This window comes from Shewanella sp. 10N.286.51.B7, from assembly GCF_002873615.1.
Taxonomy (GTDB): Bacteria; Pseudomonadota; Gammaproteobacteria; order Enterobacterales; family Shewanellaceae; genus Shewanella; species Shewanella electrodiphila.
Genome location: NZ_MCUF01000087.1, coordinates 163,429 through 179,621 on the forward strand (window position 1 = coordinate 163,429; position 16,193 = coordinate 179,621).

Here is a 16,193-nt window from a genome sequence, read left to right on the forward strand (position 1 = left end):
TAAAAAGCACTTATAAAAAGTGCTTATAAAAAGTGCTTATAAAAAGTGCTTTAACATAATCAAGCTAAAAGCTAACTGTAGTAATTTTGCTTAAACTGATAATGCCAAGTTCAATCTGAGCTTGGCATTTTTGTTGATATTAGTTTTAACCTTAACGCCTACAGCTAGCACATTGCTTATGTTTACTAAGCAGTCAGAATTCTATGCGGTGCAAGTAATAGGTTTACCGAAAATGCCAACTTCAGCTTAATAGATAATTTAGGTAAGAAATAATCAATTTTTTTTGTTATACTCCGCCGCCGCTTGTTATAGCCGTTATACTTCTATCTACAATCGGCAAACATTTAAACTGTTGAATAACGTGATTACCATAGGAATATACACCGATGAAATTTGAATCTTTTAGCTTCGCCCCAGAAATATTAAGTGCGATCGCTGATTGTGGTTATAAAACTATGACACCTGTTCAACAGCAAGCTATTCCAGCTATTCGCCGTGGTGAAGATGTCCTAGCGAGTGCTCAGACTGGTACAGGTAAAACGGCAGCATTTGCATTACCAATGCTTCAAAAAATGTTTGAAAATCCACGTGAATTACAGCATTCAAATACACGTGCATTGATTTTAACGCCGACCCGCGAACTTGCAGCTCAAGTCGCTGAAAACATTAACGACTACAGTAAAAATATTAACATCGAAGTGTTGACCATTTATGGTGGTGTTAAAGTCGCAACCCAAGCGCAAAAGCTTAAACGTGGTGCTGACATTATTGTTGCCACACCAGGTCGTTTATTAGAGCACCTTCTTGCTTGTAACTTAAGCTTATCAAACGTTGAATTTTTAGTACTCGATGAAGCTGACCGTATGTTAGACATGGGTTTTAGCACTGATATTCAAAAAATTCTTCAAGCAGTTAATAAGCAACGTCAAAACTTATTATTCTCAGCAACCTTTTCTACGTCAGTTAAAAAATTGGCTAATGAAATGCTAGAGAAACCAAAGGTGATTACCGCTGACAAGCAAAACACCACAGCAGCAACCGTCAGCCAAGTGGTATACCCCGTTGAGCAGCGTCGCAAACGTGAACTTTTATCAGAGTTAATTGGCACTAAAAATTGGCAACAAGTATTGGTGTTTACCGCAACTCGTGATGCAGCAGATGTGCTAGTAAAAGAATTAAACCTTGATGGTATTCCATCAGCGGTTGTACATGGTGAAAAAGCTCAAGGTAGCCGCCGCCGCGCTTTACGTGAGTTTGTTGAAGGCAAAGTGCGCGTACTGGTTGCAACTGAAGTCGCTGCACGTGGGTTAGATATTCAAAATCTAGGTTACGTCGTAAACTATGACTTACCATTTCTTGCAGAAGATTATGTTCACCGTATTGGTCGTACAGGCCGTGCAGGTAAATCAGGTACTGCAATTTCATTTGTAAGTCGTGAAGAAGAACGTACCTTAGCGGATATCGAAAAGTTAATCGGTCAACCAATTCGCCGTATTACAGTTGCAGGCTATGAAGTCGGCAGCCGTGAAATGCTGCTTAAGCAAATTCAAAAGCGTCGTAGTTTCGCTAAGAAACAACAACGTTCTGACAATGCTGGTGAGCAAGTTGTGGCAGAGCGCAACATGCAAGGTCGCCGCGTGACTGTAGGTAAATCAAGCAGTACAGTTAAATACAAAAAACTGAAGTAATTGCTAAAGTAATAACCTAAGTTGAATATGATTAAAGGCGCTGATAGCGCCTTTTTTATTGCCTCGAATAAACTATGTCGTAAAGACGTGAAACAGAATAAGTAAATCTAAATTCACTTTTATTCAATCGAGTGAAATAAAAAATGATATGCTCAGGTCTAGTATTAGTCGTTACTGTGAAAATTCATCGATTGCCTTACTTATTTGATAAGCTGGCTTGATAAACTGGCTTGTCAAATTAGTTTGATAAAGCAGATTGATAAGGATCAGTAACAACATTGAGCACTAGAGCGCAATAAATGCCTCGAAGAGCACGCAACATAGACCCTTTTAATTGAATATGGATTTCAGCATGTTAAAAAATTTGATGTTAGTCGCCGCAGTGGCCTTATTTAGTTTACCTTCAATGGCTAAACCCATTGCCAGTGATGAATACCACGTAATGCCATTGATGAATGGTCAGCAAATTCCTAGTGTTGACTTGCATGATGTTGATGGCAATAAGGTTAACTTAGAAGAGCTAACCGCTAAAAAGCCCACCATATTCTTCTTTTACCGTGGTGGTTGGTGTCCTTTTTGTAATATTCAAATGGGTCAATTAAAAGCCATTGAGCCTAAACTGATTGAAATGGGATTCCAATTAGTCGGCATCTCACCTGATTCACCCGCTAAATTAAAAGCATCAATTAACGACAATGAATTAGATTACTTGTTGTTGTCAGATGAAAAAATGGCTGCTTCACAAGCATTTGGCATCGCATTTTACACCAGTGAAAAAGTCACTTCGATGTATCAAGCAAAGTTAAGCGTTGATAACACGCTTTGGACAACACCAGAAGGTGATAAACGTTTAGTATTGCCAGTTCCTGCTGTTTACGTAGCGGATAAAGCAGGCTTAGTGCATTTTCAATACATTAATCCAAACTACAAAGTGCGTCCTGCACCAGAGTTAATTTTAGCTGCGGCTGAATTGTTACAGAACCAGTAATTTTTTTACTTAAAGGCGATAGTTATCACTATCGCCTTTTTGTTTTTCCAGACTACTGTAAAACAAGTTAAGTTATTCTTTCTAATAAAATATCGAATCAGGTACACATCAACGTCGTAGCGTTTCGCCCAAACTGGATCGCAAAGCGTTATACAGCTCCCTCTCTTGGATTACCCTAGCAGCTCAGGCGATAGTTTATCTGCTGTAGATTTAATCGATGTAATTAAATTTTTTGCTACAATTGGTTCCCGATTCAAGTCGCTTGAATATCAAGTAGCATAATAATGATTAACTGAATGAAAAATGGTGAAAGGCATATGACGCAAACAGTACAGCAGTAAATCGCTAATATTGCGCTCGTGGTTGAAAATTACGATGATGCAATTGCTTTTTATACTCAAAAACTGCAATTCACTTTAGTGGAAGATACTGATCTCGGTGGTGGCAAACGCTGGGTATTGATTAGTCCGCCTAACTCAAATGGTACTAATCTACTGTTAGCTCAAGCCAGTAATGATCAGCAGCTGCAAGCTGTTGGCAATCAAAGCGGTGGTAGGGTCTTTTTATTTTTACAAACGAATGATTTTTGGCGTGACTACGAGCTTATGAAGTCAAAAGGCGTCACCTTCAATGAAACTCCGCGTGTCGAAGAATATGGCACTGTAGTGGTGTTCCAAGACCTATATGGCAACAAATGGGATTTATTATACCTGAACAAAAGTGACGAACAAAACTAATTTATAAAACGAATAAACAAAACTGATAAATAGAATGAGAATAAACGACGATTCAGTAAATCAGCCCACCTTTTATACAATGTTAGCCTTGAGTAAGACTTCCAAGCCAAGTTTGTAGCAGCAATTTAAGTACCTCTGCTACAATACAGCTTATGCAAGTTGTCTAGTCGCAACGCCACATTACAGATGAAGCTTCTGTGATGAAATTATTAATTAAACGGTGTAAAAATAGTGCAAACCCAAACATACAATCAAGCCATTTTAGATGTCGCTGAAGCTGGTATCCAAGCTTTACAAGAGTCTGCTGAAAAACAAAAAGCAAAGCGAACTCCCGCTCAAGAAAGCCACTTTTTATGTGCATGGTTAGTTGAATCTTTTCGCGTAAAACGTTTTTCTAAATTGGTTGCCGATGATCTATCTGCTTGGATAAGAATGGCACGTAGCCAAGGTGCTGGCGCCATGTTGCCGCAATTATTTGAGCGTATTGCCAAACAATACCGCGCAGTTGAAAAACCAGAGTTAACTCAGCAGCAAGCTATTGGGCAGCTACTTACTGAACTTGAAAGTGATGATTGGTTTGTTATTTCTGACAGTGCTTTCTCTGATGATAGTGGCACCAAACTCAAATTAGCAGGCAATGGCCAATCCAGCTTAGTGGTATGTGAGCTTCAACTGGAAAGCCACTTTGAAGACGACAAGCTGGTTAAGTCATTACCGATTTATGTCCGTGGTGATGAAAATCATTTTGCTGAAAGAGCTTTAGCGAAAGGCTTATTAGTCAGCCAAGGTAATAAGAAAACTAGCTTAATCAAACATCATAAGACTTATTTGATTGCACCAAACAATCAACTTAAGCAACTGTGCTTGTTAATTAAGTAAAGCGCTATGCAACGCCAACCGCTTCGGCAAGCTAAAACAATTGATAATGTTTTCAATAGTGCTTATTGGCATCTTAGCCAGCAGGATTTCACGATTAGTGAAATCCGCACTAAGCTTGAGCGGAAAACTGACAATCAGCAATGGATTGAGACGGTACTGACCACATTAATTGAAAATGGTTACTTGAAAGACAATCATCATTTTGCTGTGCGTTATTGCGAGTTGGCTTTTAGCGATGATATTGGCAAAGGCGCGATTAAACGTAAGCTGCAACTACGGGGTATTTTAGCTGCTGAAATTGAATTAGCCCTTGAGCAAGTCATGGATGCTCTGCAGGTCGATAGCTTTGCTATGGCAACATCAAGACTGCTGAATAAATTTGAACATTTTCATGGCACGACCAAAGAGAAAGTTTACTCACAGATGACCACTAAAGGCTTCTCTAGAGCGGAAATAGATCACGCCCTATCAGAGCATCCTCAGCAAGCCACCCTGCGTAGCAAATTAGCGGTAAAAGCTGACAAAGTCGATTTAACCACTGAAATTATCAAGTTATATAATAAAGGCAAAGGCGAAACTCTTATCCTACAAGAGCTCAAACAAAGACTGATTGATGTCAGCGAGTTTGAGAATATTATTTACCAACTAAGCCTTAGCGAAGATATAGACTTTTATAAGAGCTGCCGCGAGCAGTTGGCTAGAAAACGCTATGATTTATCAGACTATAAAGGTAAATCAAAAGCCTATGCTTACTTAATGCGCAAAGGCTTTGGCAGTGATGAGATAAAAGAAGCGCTCAATCCTAGCGATGATTAAATTAAAAAAGGCTAACTCAAGCAAGCAGTATTTCTAACTCAGTCAGCAGAGCCCAAATGAAAGTAAGCAGAGCCCTAACAAAGCAAGCCGCTCCTGATCGACAGTCAGCATTTTCAGACTTAAAACGGATTTAAGCTATATCCTTGTTGCGCTAATATTGCATGAGCTGTCATTGCCGATAAAGCCATATCCACACCTGGCAGTAATGCATCCTTGTCTAAACCATAATACGCAGCGCTTTGCCCACAAATATAAATTTTTACACCATATTTCACCAATTGACTCACTAATGCTTTGTTGGCGTTAGTCAGTTCTTTATTACTTGAATGCTGACTTTGATAAAAACTATCATTTGTTAAATCGGCAACTGAAGCACCGTGTACGACCATAGCTAGCTGTATATTCTCAGCTTTAACCCCCACAGCTTCATGCATATTGATAAATCTGGCTAAGGTGTTTAAATTGCGATTAACCTCATTAGGTTTAGCGGCTTTACTCATATCAAACGCGACTTTGAATTGCATATCCTTTGGGATAACAAGCTGTGAATCGATTGCAGCAATTTGACCGTAACCTTTTATCGCGGTGCCATCTTTAAATGCTTCCATACCTGCATAGGCAGAAGTTGAAAAGCTAATTCCCCCTAAACAACAAAGTAACAAGGCGGCTAACGTTATCAATCTAGACATTCATTTTCCTTTTTAATGATGATTATTATTGTCACGCAAGTTCTGAGCTATCTTGCACCTAAAGCTTTCGTTATAATAGCCAACAAAATGCCCATATGTCAGCATCTGAAATGTTGTAGGCATTTTTAGCCGTATGAGTTTATTTCCACTCATACTACTGTTTGCGATTTTAGGAGTTTCCATGGCCCGCCAAGTCATTTATACCTTTAAAGGTAAAACCAAAGTTATCCCATTTAGCTATGACGTTCATCACGATTTATATGAAGCAGCAGCCGAAGCTGAAGGCATCGATTTAACTGGCTTTTTAGCAATGGAACAGCAAGTGGCAATGACGTCAAAAAAAGGCGCGAAAGCTGAAAAGGAATTCCGTAAAACTGAGTTTGCTCGATTCGGGTTTACCAGTATCAAATTTGTCCGAGAAGAAGACGAAGACACACCTGCCAGCTAATTCAAAGGGTTTACATGATTAATTCAGAACACGCTAACTTTCCCAGAGCTAGTTTTATAAAGCGTTGCGGCGCAATAATTTATGATGCTTTACTTGCCGTAGCCGTATATATGGTTGCTGGTGTGATTGGATTTGGACTCTTTTTTGGATTAACCAGCACAGGTGTGATTGGCATGAATGGCCATGAACATGTTTCTGACTTGCTTAATCAAACCCCACTTTATCAAGGTTTCTATCAGCTTTGGTTAGTCATATGTGTTGCTGGATTTTATGCCATATTTTGGAGTCGCGGTGGTCAAACCCTGGGAATGAGAGCATGGCGCTTAAAAGTGCAGCATCCTAATGGGCAAAACTTAAGTTTCATTACTGCTATTGCTCGTGTTGTTTGGTCTTTTGCAGGTATTGGTAACTTATTTATTCTTATCAACCCTGACAAATTAGCCCTGCAGGATAAAATGACTCGCTCGGAAGTCGTAGTATTATCCCTTGAAGCGAATCAAATGCGTAACTGGCGCGGTGCTTAATCAAGGTTAAAGTCAGTATTGTTCGCTTCATTAAAAATGAAGCAATTAATCATATCCATAAAGCCAATTGCTCATTCAGTTGGCTTTTTTATTACCTAAAACTCTACCTTTACTGTTATATCTGTCCCAGTTTGAGCCTTATCGATAACCAATAACATGTTTCATTACTTAGTCCATTAAACAGACTATTGATTAGCATACGAATGTTACTTGGCGTAATCGATTTACTGGAGTATCTTAAGAAGATAATGAGATTAATAGATACAGCGTATCAATGAGTAGTATTGCGCGATTTCATTTAAGCTTATAAAAGGAACATTTTGGGCGTAAAGGGATGAACATAAGACTTTGAATAGCCTCATTGCGATGAAACAATTACTTTTAAGTTATCTGAACCGTGGTACAGAGCTTTATGATGATCCTGAAAAACGTCATAAAATTCTAATTATCAATTGGTTCGGCACCGTTGGCTTTTCTATTACCTTCATATTGGGCATCAATGCTTACCTAGAAAACAATATCTCTCTGGCAATCACGCTATTACTGTCGAGTATTTTATTTTTCCTCTCGTTACAAAATCATTGGCTGTTCCTAAAACAATATCGTTTTGAAACGTCTAGCACCCTAATTCAGTTAAGCTTAATCACCTTAATGTTATATCTAGTCTATAGCGGTGGTTCGAATAACACTGGGCCGTTATGGGTATTCCTAGTCCCGCCTGTAATGATGTTTTTTGGGGGATTAAAAGGCGGATTAAGAAATACCTTAGGCTTTATACTCTGTTACTGCGTGATAATGTTTTACCCTGACGATCAATTGCTGCAAGCCAGTTATTCCTATGAATTCAAAACGCGTGTGCTGTATTCCCTGATGACACTGACGTTTTTGGCAGGATATTATGAGTACTCCCGTCACCAATCTTTTTTACATGTAAAGCAGCTCAGCGAAAAGTTTGAACAACAGGCACGCCGAGATCATTTAACCAATATTCCCAATCGTCGTGCGATGATGGAACAGCTCAGTTATGAATACGCTCGAGTAGTTAGAAACAACAACACGATGAGCATATTATTGATTGATGTAGACTATTTTAAACATGTGAATGACCAATACGGCCACAAATATGGTGATGAAGTATTGGTTAAATTAGCAAAGCTATTTGAAGGCACGTTACGAAAACAGGACATGATTTCACGCTGGGGGGGAGAAGAGTTTTTAATCTTATTACCTCTCACTCCTCTTAATGATGCTTATGAAGTTGCTGAAAAAGTTCGCCTAACCATTAAAAACCATCCAATTGAGTACGAAAATACCACCATTCCTATCACGGTCAGTATTGGCATTGGCAGCGCTGATAAAGACCACACTGTAGATTCAGCAATTACCCGCGCTGATGAGCATCTATATCAAGCTAAAGAAGGCGGTAGAAACTGTGTTTACCCCCAAATGGCCAGTTAAAATTACACATTCACTTTAGCTATAACCTTAGCTCAGACTTCTAGCTATATATAACTAGAAGTCTGAATTAACAGCCTCAATTCCCTTTATGCAGTCTCTCACAAACGTTAAATGAGTCATTAGCATTCAATGGCTAATAGCTATCAATAATATGTCTGAGTATTAAGTGTGAACAATAAGAGAAATAAATAGTAGACACAAAAAAACCAGCCATTGACTCATAAATATGCTCAGGCTGGTTTTAATATTTAAAGTAAAATCAGATAATTACTTCCTAATGAAGTATAACGCCCCCGCGCTAAACAATACTGCAGGCATACTGGCACTAATATAAGCAGGTAGTCCGTACACAATACTTAACGGGCCAAATATTTCGCTACAGATATAAAAGCTAAATCCAGCAACCACACCTAATAATACTCGGGCGCCCATTGTTACCGTTCTTAATGGGCCGAATACGAATGACAATGCAACTAATATCATCACAGCTACGGTAATCGGCTGCATAACCTTACGCCAAAGTGCGAGTTCGTAACGACTGGGATCTTGCTGGTTCACTTTTAAATATTCTAAATAACCAATCAAACCTTGAATACTTAATGCTTCAGGTTTCACCGACACCACACTTAACTTATCAGGCGTTAACGTTGAATTCCAAACACGCTCTTCCTGGTACTCTAAGGTGATTTGGTCTTCAGTAATATGAGTGTTTTTTACATCCATTAAACGCCAAACACCATTAGCAAAATGCGCCCGCATTGCTTGGGTCATGGTTTTCAGCTTTAAATCGTCACCAAACTCGTAAAAGGTGATGTTATTGAGGGTATTGATGGTTTCTACTTCACCAATATTAACGAATAAGTCACCGTCCCGAGCCCACACCCCTCGGTGAGATTTAATTAAACTACCACCTGATACTTTGGTCGCTTGTAACTCTTTAGCGCTCCGCTCTGCAACAGGTGCGCCCCACTCGCCCAATGCCATCACGATGATCATCAACGGGATAGCGGTTTTCATCGCTGAAATGGTAATTTGTAAACGCGACATGCCTGATGCTTGCATCACCACAAGTTCTGAATTGGACGCTAACATGCCCATGCCGATTAACGCACCTAACAGCACTGCAATAGGAAAGAACATTTCAATATCACGTGGGATAAGAAAGATGACATAAATGACCGCATCCAGCATGGTATATGCACCGCGGCCAACAACACGCAATTGGTCAACCCATTTAATAATGCCCGACAAACCTGTCAAGATAAGTAGACACAAAGCTGATGTACTGATGATAACGCGTGCAATATAGAGATCTAATATTTTCATACTGCCTCCTGCTTATGCTTACGTTTAAATACCTGCAATATTTTCGCACCGTTTGGACGCTCTTTACCGAGCAAGAACAAGCCCATCACCAGCGCCGAGCCATGAATCCACCACATACCCAAGGCTAAGGGAATCACTTCGTCCTCTAGCGCTTTACGTCCAGCAACCATTAAGCCGAAATAACCCAGGTACAATAAAATCGCAGGGAACATCTTGGCAAATTTACCTTGTCTCACATTAACTCGAGCAAGTGGTACTGCAATCAATGTCATTAAAGGGATCGCAAGTGGCAGTGCTAATCGCCACTGGAATTCAGCCACAGCTTCAGGCCCAGGGGTTGTTAAAAGCTCATTGACTGGTAATGCGGACAGTTTACGTCGCCTTTCATCCACTTCTTGCTCTTTAATTTCCATCCGGTAACCACCAAATTCAATCATTTGGTAATCAAGATGATGAGCACTACCTTGATATCGGACGCCATTATCCAGTTGCAATTGTTGGCTACCAAAGCGGTCCTCAACAACACGGCCTTGCTCAGAGACCACCACATTGGTTAGGCCTTCTTCATCTTCAGGATCGGGGAGTTGCGCTACAAATACATTTTGTAACTCATTGGATTTAGATATTTTTTCAACAAATAATACGGCGCGGCCATTAGGGCTTGCTTGAAAGCGCCCTTGGACAATCGCAGCTAAGCCTGCTTCAGACTGGGCTTGCTCAAGTACTTGGTTTTGTTTCTCTTCAGCCCAAGGGCCAACATAGAGTGACAAAATGCCGGTAAACACTAGGTTTGCCACAGCGATAAGCAAAGTCACCCGAGTCACATACCATTCACTGATCCCAACGCCATGGAGAACCACCATTTCGTTTTCGGCATACATTCGCCCGTGGGCCAGCAATATCGCTAAGAAAAAACTCAGCGGCAGTACTAACACCGTCAGTTGCGGTAAATTCAGGCCTAACAATGTCAGTACTAACGTTGCAGGAAATTCACCATTTGAGGCATCCCCTAATACACGCACAAATTGCTGGCTAATAAAAATAGTTAACAGCACCAAAAGTATCGCAAATTGGGCTTTTAAAACTTCAACGATCAAGTATCTAAATACAATCACAGGTAGGATCCACTGTCTAAACTTGTCTTTTTGCTGGTATCAGAGTAAGTTCACTATAAAATGTCTGCTTTTAGCAGTTATTGATAGTTTTCTGACCAGCTCGTGAGCTTCCTTAAGTGTAATTCATTTAGCTGCATAGCAGGAAATTACCAAGGATTTATTTCCTTAAAGGTTTGTAAATATGGCCAAACAGGCCTAATTAAAACATTATCTAATAAATATAAAAATTTGTCTTTAATAATCTAGGAGTGCTCATGGAGTTTAGCGTAAAGAGCGGCAGCCCCGAGAAACAACGTTCAGCTTGTATCGTTGTCGGTGTATACGAACCTCGTCGTTTGTCTGGTATCGCGGAGCAATTGGATAAAATCAGTGAAGGTTACATCAGTAACCTACTTCGACGTGGTGATTTAGAAGGCAAACCAGGACAGATGCTTTTGTTGCATCATGTACCTAACGTACTCAGTGAGCGCGTTTTGTTAGTCGGTTGTGGCAAAGAGCGTGAACTTGATGAACGCCAATACAAACAAATTATCACCAAAACGATTAACACTTTAAACGAAACAGGTTCAATGGAAGCAGTGTGCTTTTTAACTGAACTACACGTTAAAGGTCGCGACACTTATTGGAAAGTACGCCAAGCTGTTGAAACAACTTATAACAGTTTATATAGCTTCGATACTTTAAAAACCCGTAAAGGCGAGACGCGTCGTCCGTTACGTAAAATGGTATTCAATGTACCAACTCGTCGTGAATTAACCATTGGCGAACGTGCAATTGAACACGGTATGGCTGTTGCTGCCGGTATGGACTTATGTCGTGATGTTGCGAACATGCCACCAAATATCTGTAACCCAGCATATTTAGCATCTCAAGCTCGTCAAATCGGCGAAGTGCATGACAACTTAACCGTGACTACCATTGGCGAAGAGCAAATGGCAAAACTAGGTATGAACTCATACTTAGCTGTTGGCCGCGCGAGTGCCAATGAATCAATCATGACAGTGATGGAATACAAAGGCGCAGTTGATGAAACTGAAAAGCCTATTGTGTTAGTCGGTAAAGGCTTAACCTTCGATTCAGGCGGAATTTCATTAAAACCTGGCGATGGCATGGATGAGATGAAATACGACATGGGCGGCGCTGCAGGTGTTATCGGCGTAATGAAAGCCTTATGTGAAATGAACTTGCCTATCAACGTTATCGGTATTCTTGCGGGTTGTGAAAACATGCCTGCAGGTGATGCTTACCGTCCAGGCGATATTCTTACTACTATGTCTGGTCAAACCGTTGAAGTATTAAATACCGATGCTGAAGGCCGTTTAGTATTATGTGATGTGCTGACCTATGTTGAACGCTTCGACCCTGAATTAGTGATTGATACTGCGACCTTAACTGGCGCTTGTGTTATCGCATTAGGTAAACATGCATCTGGTTTATTCTCGTCTCATAACCCATTAGCTCACGAGCTATTAAATGCGGGTGAACAATCAGGTGACCGAGCGTGGCGTATGCCGATTTGGGATGAGTATCAAGAAATGCTTGAAAGCCCATTTGCTGATATGACTAACTTAGGTGGTCGTCCAGCGGGTTCAATTACAGCAGCATGTTTCTTATCTCGTTTTACTAAGAAATATAACTGGGCACATCTTGATGTTGCAGGTACAGCTTGGAACAGCGGTGCAAATAAAGGCTCAACTGGTCGCCCAGTACCAATCTTAAGCCAATTCCTTATTAATCGTGCAGGTGTTGACCAAGGCGAATAAGCCTTATTGACACAAGCCGATAGATTGAGCTTGATAAGAAAAGGTGAAGAAGCAATTCTTCACCTTTTTTGTTTTTCTAAATGAATTAAAAATCACATCTAAATGTTAATTTAACCTCTGTCCGCCCTAGCCCCATGAGTTGCTTTTAGTGTAAAATCCGTCTTTACTTCGTCAAATATAGTAAAAGCATGCCAAAGACTCTGTTTTACTTAATGCCCGCTATCAATACACAGCCCAGCGCTATTGAAAGTGTATTTTTAGCCGCTTGCCAATTGGCAGAAAAGCATTACCGTCAGCAGCAATTAATTTATATTCATTGCCAAGACAAACAGCAGGCGTACGCTATTGACGAATTGCTTTGGCAATTTGAGCCAACGGCATTTGTTCCCCACAATTTAAAAGGGGAAGGACCAGTAACAGGTTCCCCTGTCGAGATTGGATTTGATAAATTAGGCGCCAATAAAAGTCGTCATTTACTGATCAATCTTGCAGACCAAGTGCCATCATTTGCGGTTAATTTCCCGCATATTATCGATTTTGTTGCTAATGATGATGCGCTTAAACAAATTGCCCGTGCTCGCTACCGTGATTACAAGCAATTAGGCATTGAACTCACAACAACTGAGTTCACTGGCGTTTAAGTCAGTTGATTCGTTAACAATACCAACTATTAATTTAGATTGAGAAAACAAAAATCCCATGGAAAAAACATATAACCCGCAGTCAATAGAGCAATCTCTTTACCAAAACTGGGAAGAGCAAGGCTACTTCAAACCACATGGCGATGAGTCAAAAGGTAATTATTGCATTATGATCCCGCCACCAAATGTGACGGGTAGTTTGCACATGGGTCATGCATTTCAAGACACCATCATGGATACGTTGACGCGTTACCAACGCATGAAGGGCAAAAACACCCTTTGGCAAGTGGGCACCGACCACGCAGGTATCGCCACCCAAATGCTAGTTGAGCGTAAGGTCTTTGCTGAAGAAGGTTTAGGTCGTCATGACTTAGGACGTGATAACTTCATCGAGCGTATCTGGGATTGGAAAAACGAATCTGGTGGCACCATCACCAAGCAGCTACGTCGTTTAGGCGCATCTGTTGATTGGGAGCGTGAGCGCTTCACAATGGATGAAGGCATGTCGGAAGCTGTACAAGAAGTGTTTGTACGCTTATATGATGACGAATTGATTTACCGTGGTAAGCGACTAGTTAATTGGGATCCAAAGCTGCACACCGCAATTTCTGATCTCGAAGTTGAGAACAAAGAAAAGCAAGGCAGCATGTGGCATTTCCGCTACCCGCTTGCTGATGGCGCATTAACTAGCGATGGTAAAGACTACTTAGAAGTGGCTACAACACGTCCAGAAACAATGTTAGGTGATAGTGCTGTTGCGGTTCATCCTGATGACGAACGTTACCAGTCATTGATTGGTAAATTCATCTTACTGCCTATCGTAAACCGTCTTATCCCAATCGTCGCTGATGATTATGTTGATATAGAGTTTGGTACAGGTTGTGTGAAGATTACCCCTGCTCATGACTTTAACGATTACGAAGTCGGTAAGCGTCACGCATTGCCAATGTTCAACATCTTAACGATTAATGCTGACATTCGTAGCTCAGCTGAAGTGGTTAATACTGATGGCACAGCAAATAACGAATTAGATAACAGCTTACCTGAGCGTTACGCAGGTTTAGAGCGTTTTGCTGCACGTAAAGCGATTGTTGAAGAGTTTGATACCCTAGGCCTGTTGGGCAAAATCGACCCACATGGACTAAAAGTGCCATATGGCGATCGCTCAGGTGTGGTCATTGAGCCATTACTGACTGACCAATGGTATGTGTCAGTTGCACCAATGGCTAAAACAGCCATGGAAGCTGTTGATAATGGCGACATTAAGTTCGTTCCTCAGCAATACGAGAACATGTACAACTCTTGGATGCGTGATATTCAAGACTGGTGTATTTCACGCCAACTTTGGTGGGGTCACCGTATCCCGGCATGGTACGACGAGTCAGGTAAAGTCTATGTAGGACGTGACGAAGCTGAAGTTCGCGCTAAACATAATCTTGATGAATCTGTAGTACTGCGCCAAGACAACGATGTATTAGATACATGGTTTAGCTCAGCGTTATGGACATTCTCAACCTTAGGCTGGCCGAAAAACACTGAAGAGCTAAAAGCATTCCACCCAACAGATGTGTTGGTCACTGGTTTTGATATTATCTTCTTCTGGGTTGCCCGCATGATCATGATGACCATGCATTTCATTAAAGATGAAAACGGCAAACCACAAGTGCCTTTCAAAACGGTTTACGTCACAGGTCTTATCCGTGATGAAGCCGGTAATAAGATGTCTAAGTCTAAAGGTAACGTCCTTGATCCATTAGATATGATTGATGGCATTGACTTAGAATCATTAGTTGAAAAGCGTACTGGCAACATGATGCAGCCTAAAATGGCCGCCAAAATTGAGAAAAGTACTCGTAAAGAATTCAGCGAAGGTATCGAAGCACATGGTACTGATGCACTGCGCTTTACGCTTGCGTCTATGGCATCGACTGGCCGTGACATCAACTGGGACATGAAACGTCTTGATGGTTACCGTAGCTTCTGTAACAAGATCTGGAATGCATCACGTTACGTGTTAATGAACACTGAAGTGCAAACTGAAGGTGCTGATGAAGACGCTATTGGCGAAGCATTAGATTGTGGTCAATTGCTTGTTGATGGCAAGCCTGGTGAAATGGAACTGTCGCTTGCTGACCGTTGGATTATTGGTTTGTTTAATCAAACCGTTAAAGCTTATGACGATCATATGGCTAACTACCGCTTTGACTTAGCTGCTAACACTATTTATGAGTTCACTTGGAACCAATTCTGTGACTGGTACTTAGAGCTAACTAAACCTGTGATGCAAAGTGGCAGCGAAGCGCAGCTTCGTGGTACTCGCCATACATTAGTCACAGTGTTAGAGAAAATGCAGCGCTTAATGCACCCAATGATGCCATACCTTACAGAAACCATCTGGCAACGTGTTAAACCCCTTGCTGGGGTTGAAGGTGACACGTTAATGCTAGCCGAGTTCCCTGAGTTTGATGCAGCTAAAGTTGATGCACAAGCGATGGAAGATTTAGAGTGGGTTAAGCAGGTCATTACTGCAGTACGTAATATTCGTGCAGAGCTTAACATTGCCCCTTCTAAACCACTCAATGCCCTACTGCGTGGTGTAAGTGAACAGGATAAAGCTCGCCTTGAAGCCAACCAAACGTTCTTCAAGACCTTGGCGAAGCTTGAATCAATGACAATTCTTGCAGACGGTGAAACGGCGCCTATGTCGACCACACAATTAGTGGGTGACATGGAGCTGCTTATCCCAATGGCAGGTCTTATCGATGTGGCTAAAGAAGTCGCCCGTATCGACAAACTACTTGAAAAAGCCGCTGGTGAGTTTAAACGTATCGAAGGCAAGCTATCTAACCAAGGTTTTGTGGCGAAAGCACCTGCTGCCGTTATTGAGAAAGAACGTGCTAAGCAAGCAGAGTATCAACGCGATATTGAAAAGCTAACTGAACAGAAAGCTGAATTAGCGAAATTAGAAAGCTAACTAACGGCATAAAAAACTGAAATAAAAGGCTGTCAACCTATGTTATTACTAGTGGTTGATAGCCTTTTTTTGTTCTAAACCTGGGTTTAACTTAAACCTAAAACCTAAAACCTAAAACCTAAAACCTAAACCTAAACCTAAACCTAA

At 41.0% G+C, this 16,193-nt stretch carries 14 protein-coding genes; 11 read left to right on the forward strand and 3 right to left on the reverse strand.

Annotation, left to right across the window (positions count from 1 at the left end; translation table 11 throughout):
* Nucleotides 1-386 precede the first annotated feature (386 nt).
* The 5 genes from BCU84_RS19890 to BCU84_RS19910 all read left to right on the forward strand — a co-directional run bounded on the left by BCU84_RS19890 (nt 387) and on the right by BCU84_RS19910 (nt 5,108).
* Nucleotides 387-1,688: a DEAD/DEAH box helicase gene (locus BCU84_RS19890; RefSeq protein WP_102529767.1), complete on the forward strand. Its 1,302-nt coding sequence runs from the start codon at nt 387-389 to the stop codon at nt 1,686-1,688.
* Between the two features lie 352 nt (nt 1,689-2,040).
* Entirely contained in the window at nt 2,041-2,676 is a 636-nt protein-coding gene (locus tag BCU84_RS19895) for a peroxiredoxin-like family protein (protein WP_102529768.1), read from the forward strand.
* A gap of 341 nt (nt 2,677-3,017) precedes the next feature.
* Nucleotides 3,018-3,413, forward strand: coding sequence for a VOC family protein (locus tag BCU84_RS19900; protein WP_241906500.1), 396 nt, complete (start codon nt 3,018-3,020; stop codon nt 3,411-3,413).
* Between the two features lie 231 nt (nt 3,414-3,644).
* Complete coding sequence (locus tag BCU84_RS19905; protein ID WP_102529769.1) at nt 3,645-4,292, forward strand: DUF2913 family protein; 648 nt, start codon at nt 3,645-3,647, stop codon at nt 4,290-4,292.
* 6 nt (nt 4,293-4,298) lie between these two features.
* Nucleotides 4,299-5,108: a RecX family transcriptional regulator gene (locus tag BCU84_RS19910; RefSeq protein ID WP_102529770.1), complete on the forward strand. Its 810-nt coding sequence runs from the start codon at nt 4,299-4,301 to the stop codon at nt 5,106-5,108.
* A gap of 119 nt (nt 5,109-5,227) precedes the next feature.
* On the opposite strand, the gene BCU84_RS19915 is transcribed toward BCU84_RS19910, so the two are convergent.
* The gene (locus BCU84_RS19915; protein ID WP_102529771.1) at nt 5,228-5,797 is read right to left on the reverse strand and encodes a DsrE family protein; all 570 of its coding nucleotides are present in this window, start codon (nt 5,795-5,797) and stop codon (nt 5,228-5,230) included.
* 181 nt (nt 5,798-5,978) lie between these two features.
* On the opposite strand from BCU84_RS19915, the gene BCU84_RS19920 reads away from it, so the two are divergent.
* The 3 genes from BCU84_RS19920 to BCU84_RS19930 all read left to right on the forward strand — a co-directional run bounded on the left by BCU84_RS19920 (nt 5,979) and on the right by BCU84_RS19930 (nt 8,227).
* On the forward strand, nt 5,979-6,245 hold the full coding sequence (locus tag BCU84_RS19920; protein WP_102529772.1) for a DUF2960 domain-containing protein: 267 nt from the start codon (nt 5,979-5,981) through the stop codon (nt 6,243-6,245).
* 14 nt (nt 6,246-6,259) lie between these two features.
* Nucleotides 6,260-6,769: an RDD family protein gene (locus BCU84_RS19925; RefSeq protein WP_102529773.1), complete on the forward strand. Its 510-nt coding sequence runs from the start codon at nt 6,260-6,262 to the stop codon at nt 6,767-6,769.
* 366 nt (nt 6,770-7,135) lie between these two features.
* Nucleotides 7,136-8,227 (forward strand): GGDEF domain-containing protein, encoded by a 1,092-nt coding sequence (locus BCU84_RS19930; RefSeq protein WP_133146667.1) that lies wholly within the window; start codon nt 7,136-7,138, stop codon nt 8,225-8,227.
* Nucleotides 8,228-8,494: 267 nt separating this feature from the next.
* Here BCU84_RS19930 and lptG read toward each other — a convergent pair whose 3' ends face one another.
* Together lptG and lptF are read right to left on the reverse strand one after the other, a co-directional pair.
* Entirely contained in the window at nt 8,495-9,553 is a 1,059-nt protein-coding gene (lptG, locus tag BCU84_RS19935) for an LPS export ABC transporter permease LptG (protein ID WP_102529775.1), read from the reverse strand.
* Nucleotides 9,550-10,668, reverse strand: coding sequence for an LPS export ABC transporter permease LptF (gene lptF / locus BCU84_RS19940; protein WP_102529776.1), 1,119 nt, complete (start codon nt 10,666-10,668; stop codon nt 9,550-9,552). Before lptF ends, lptG begins: the two co-directional genes overlap by 4 nt.
* Before the next feature lie 254 nt (nt 10,669-10,922).
* On the opposite strand from lptF, the gene pepA reads away from it, so the two are divergent.
* The 3 genes from pepA (at nt 10,923) to BCU84_RS19955 (ending at nt 16,046) form a co-directional block, all read left to right on the forward strand.
* Entirely contained in the window at nt 10,923-12,431 is a 1,509-nt protein-coding gene (gene pepA, locus BCU84_RS19945; protein WP_102529777.1) for a leucyl aminopeptidase, read from the forward strand.
* A 188-nt stretch (nt 12,432-12,619) separates the two neighbouring features.
* The gene (locus BCU84_RS19950) at nt 12,620-13,072 is read left to right on the forward strand and encodes a DNA polymerase III subunit chi (protein WP_102529778.1); all 453 of its coding nucleotides are present in this window, start codon (nt 12,620-12,622) and stop codon (nt 13,070-13,072) included.
* A gap of 58 nt (nt 13,073-13,130) precedes the next feature.
* A complete protein-coding gene (locus BCU84_RS19955; RefSeq protein ID WP_102529779.1) occupies nt 13,131-16,046 on the forward strand; it encodes a valine--tRNA ligase in 2,916 nt (971 codons plus the stop codon).
* Nucleotides 16,047-16,193 lie beyond the last annotated feature (147 nt).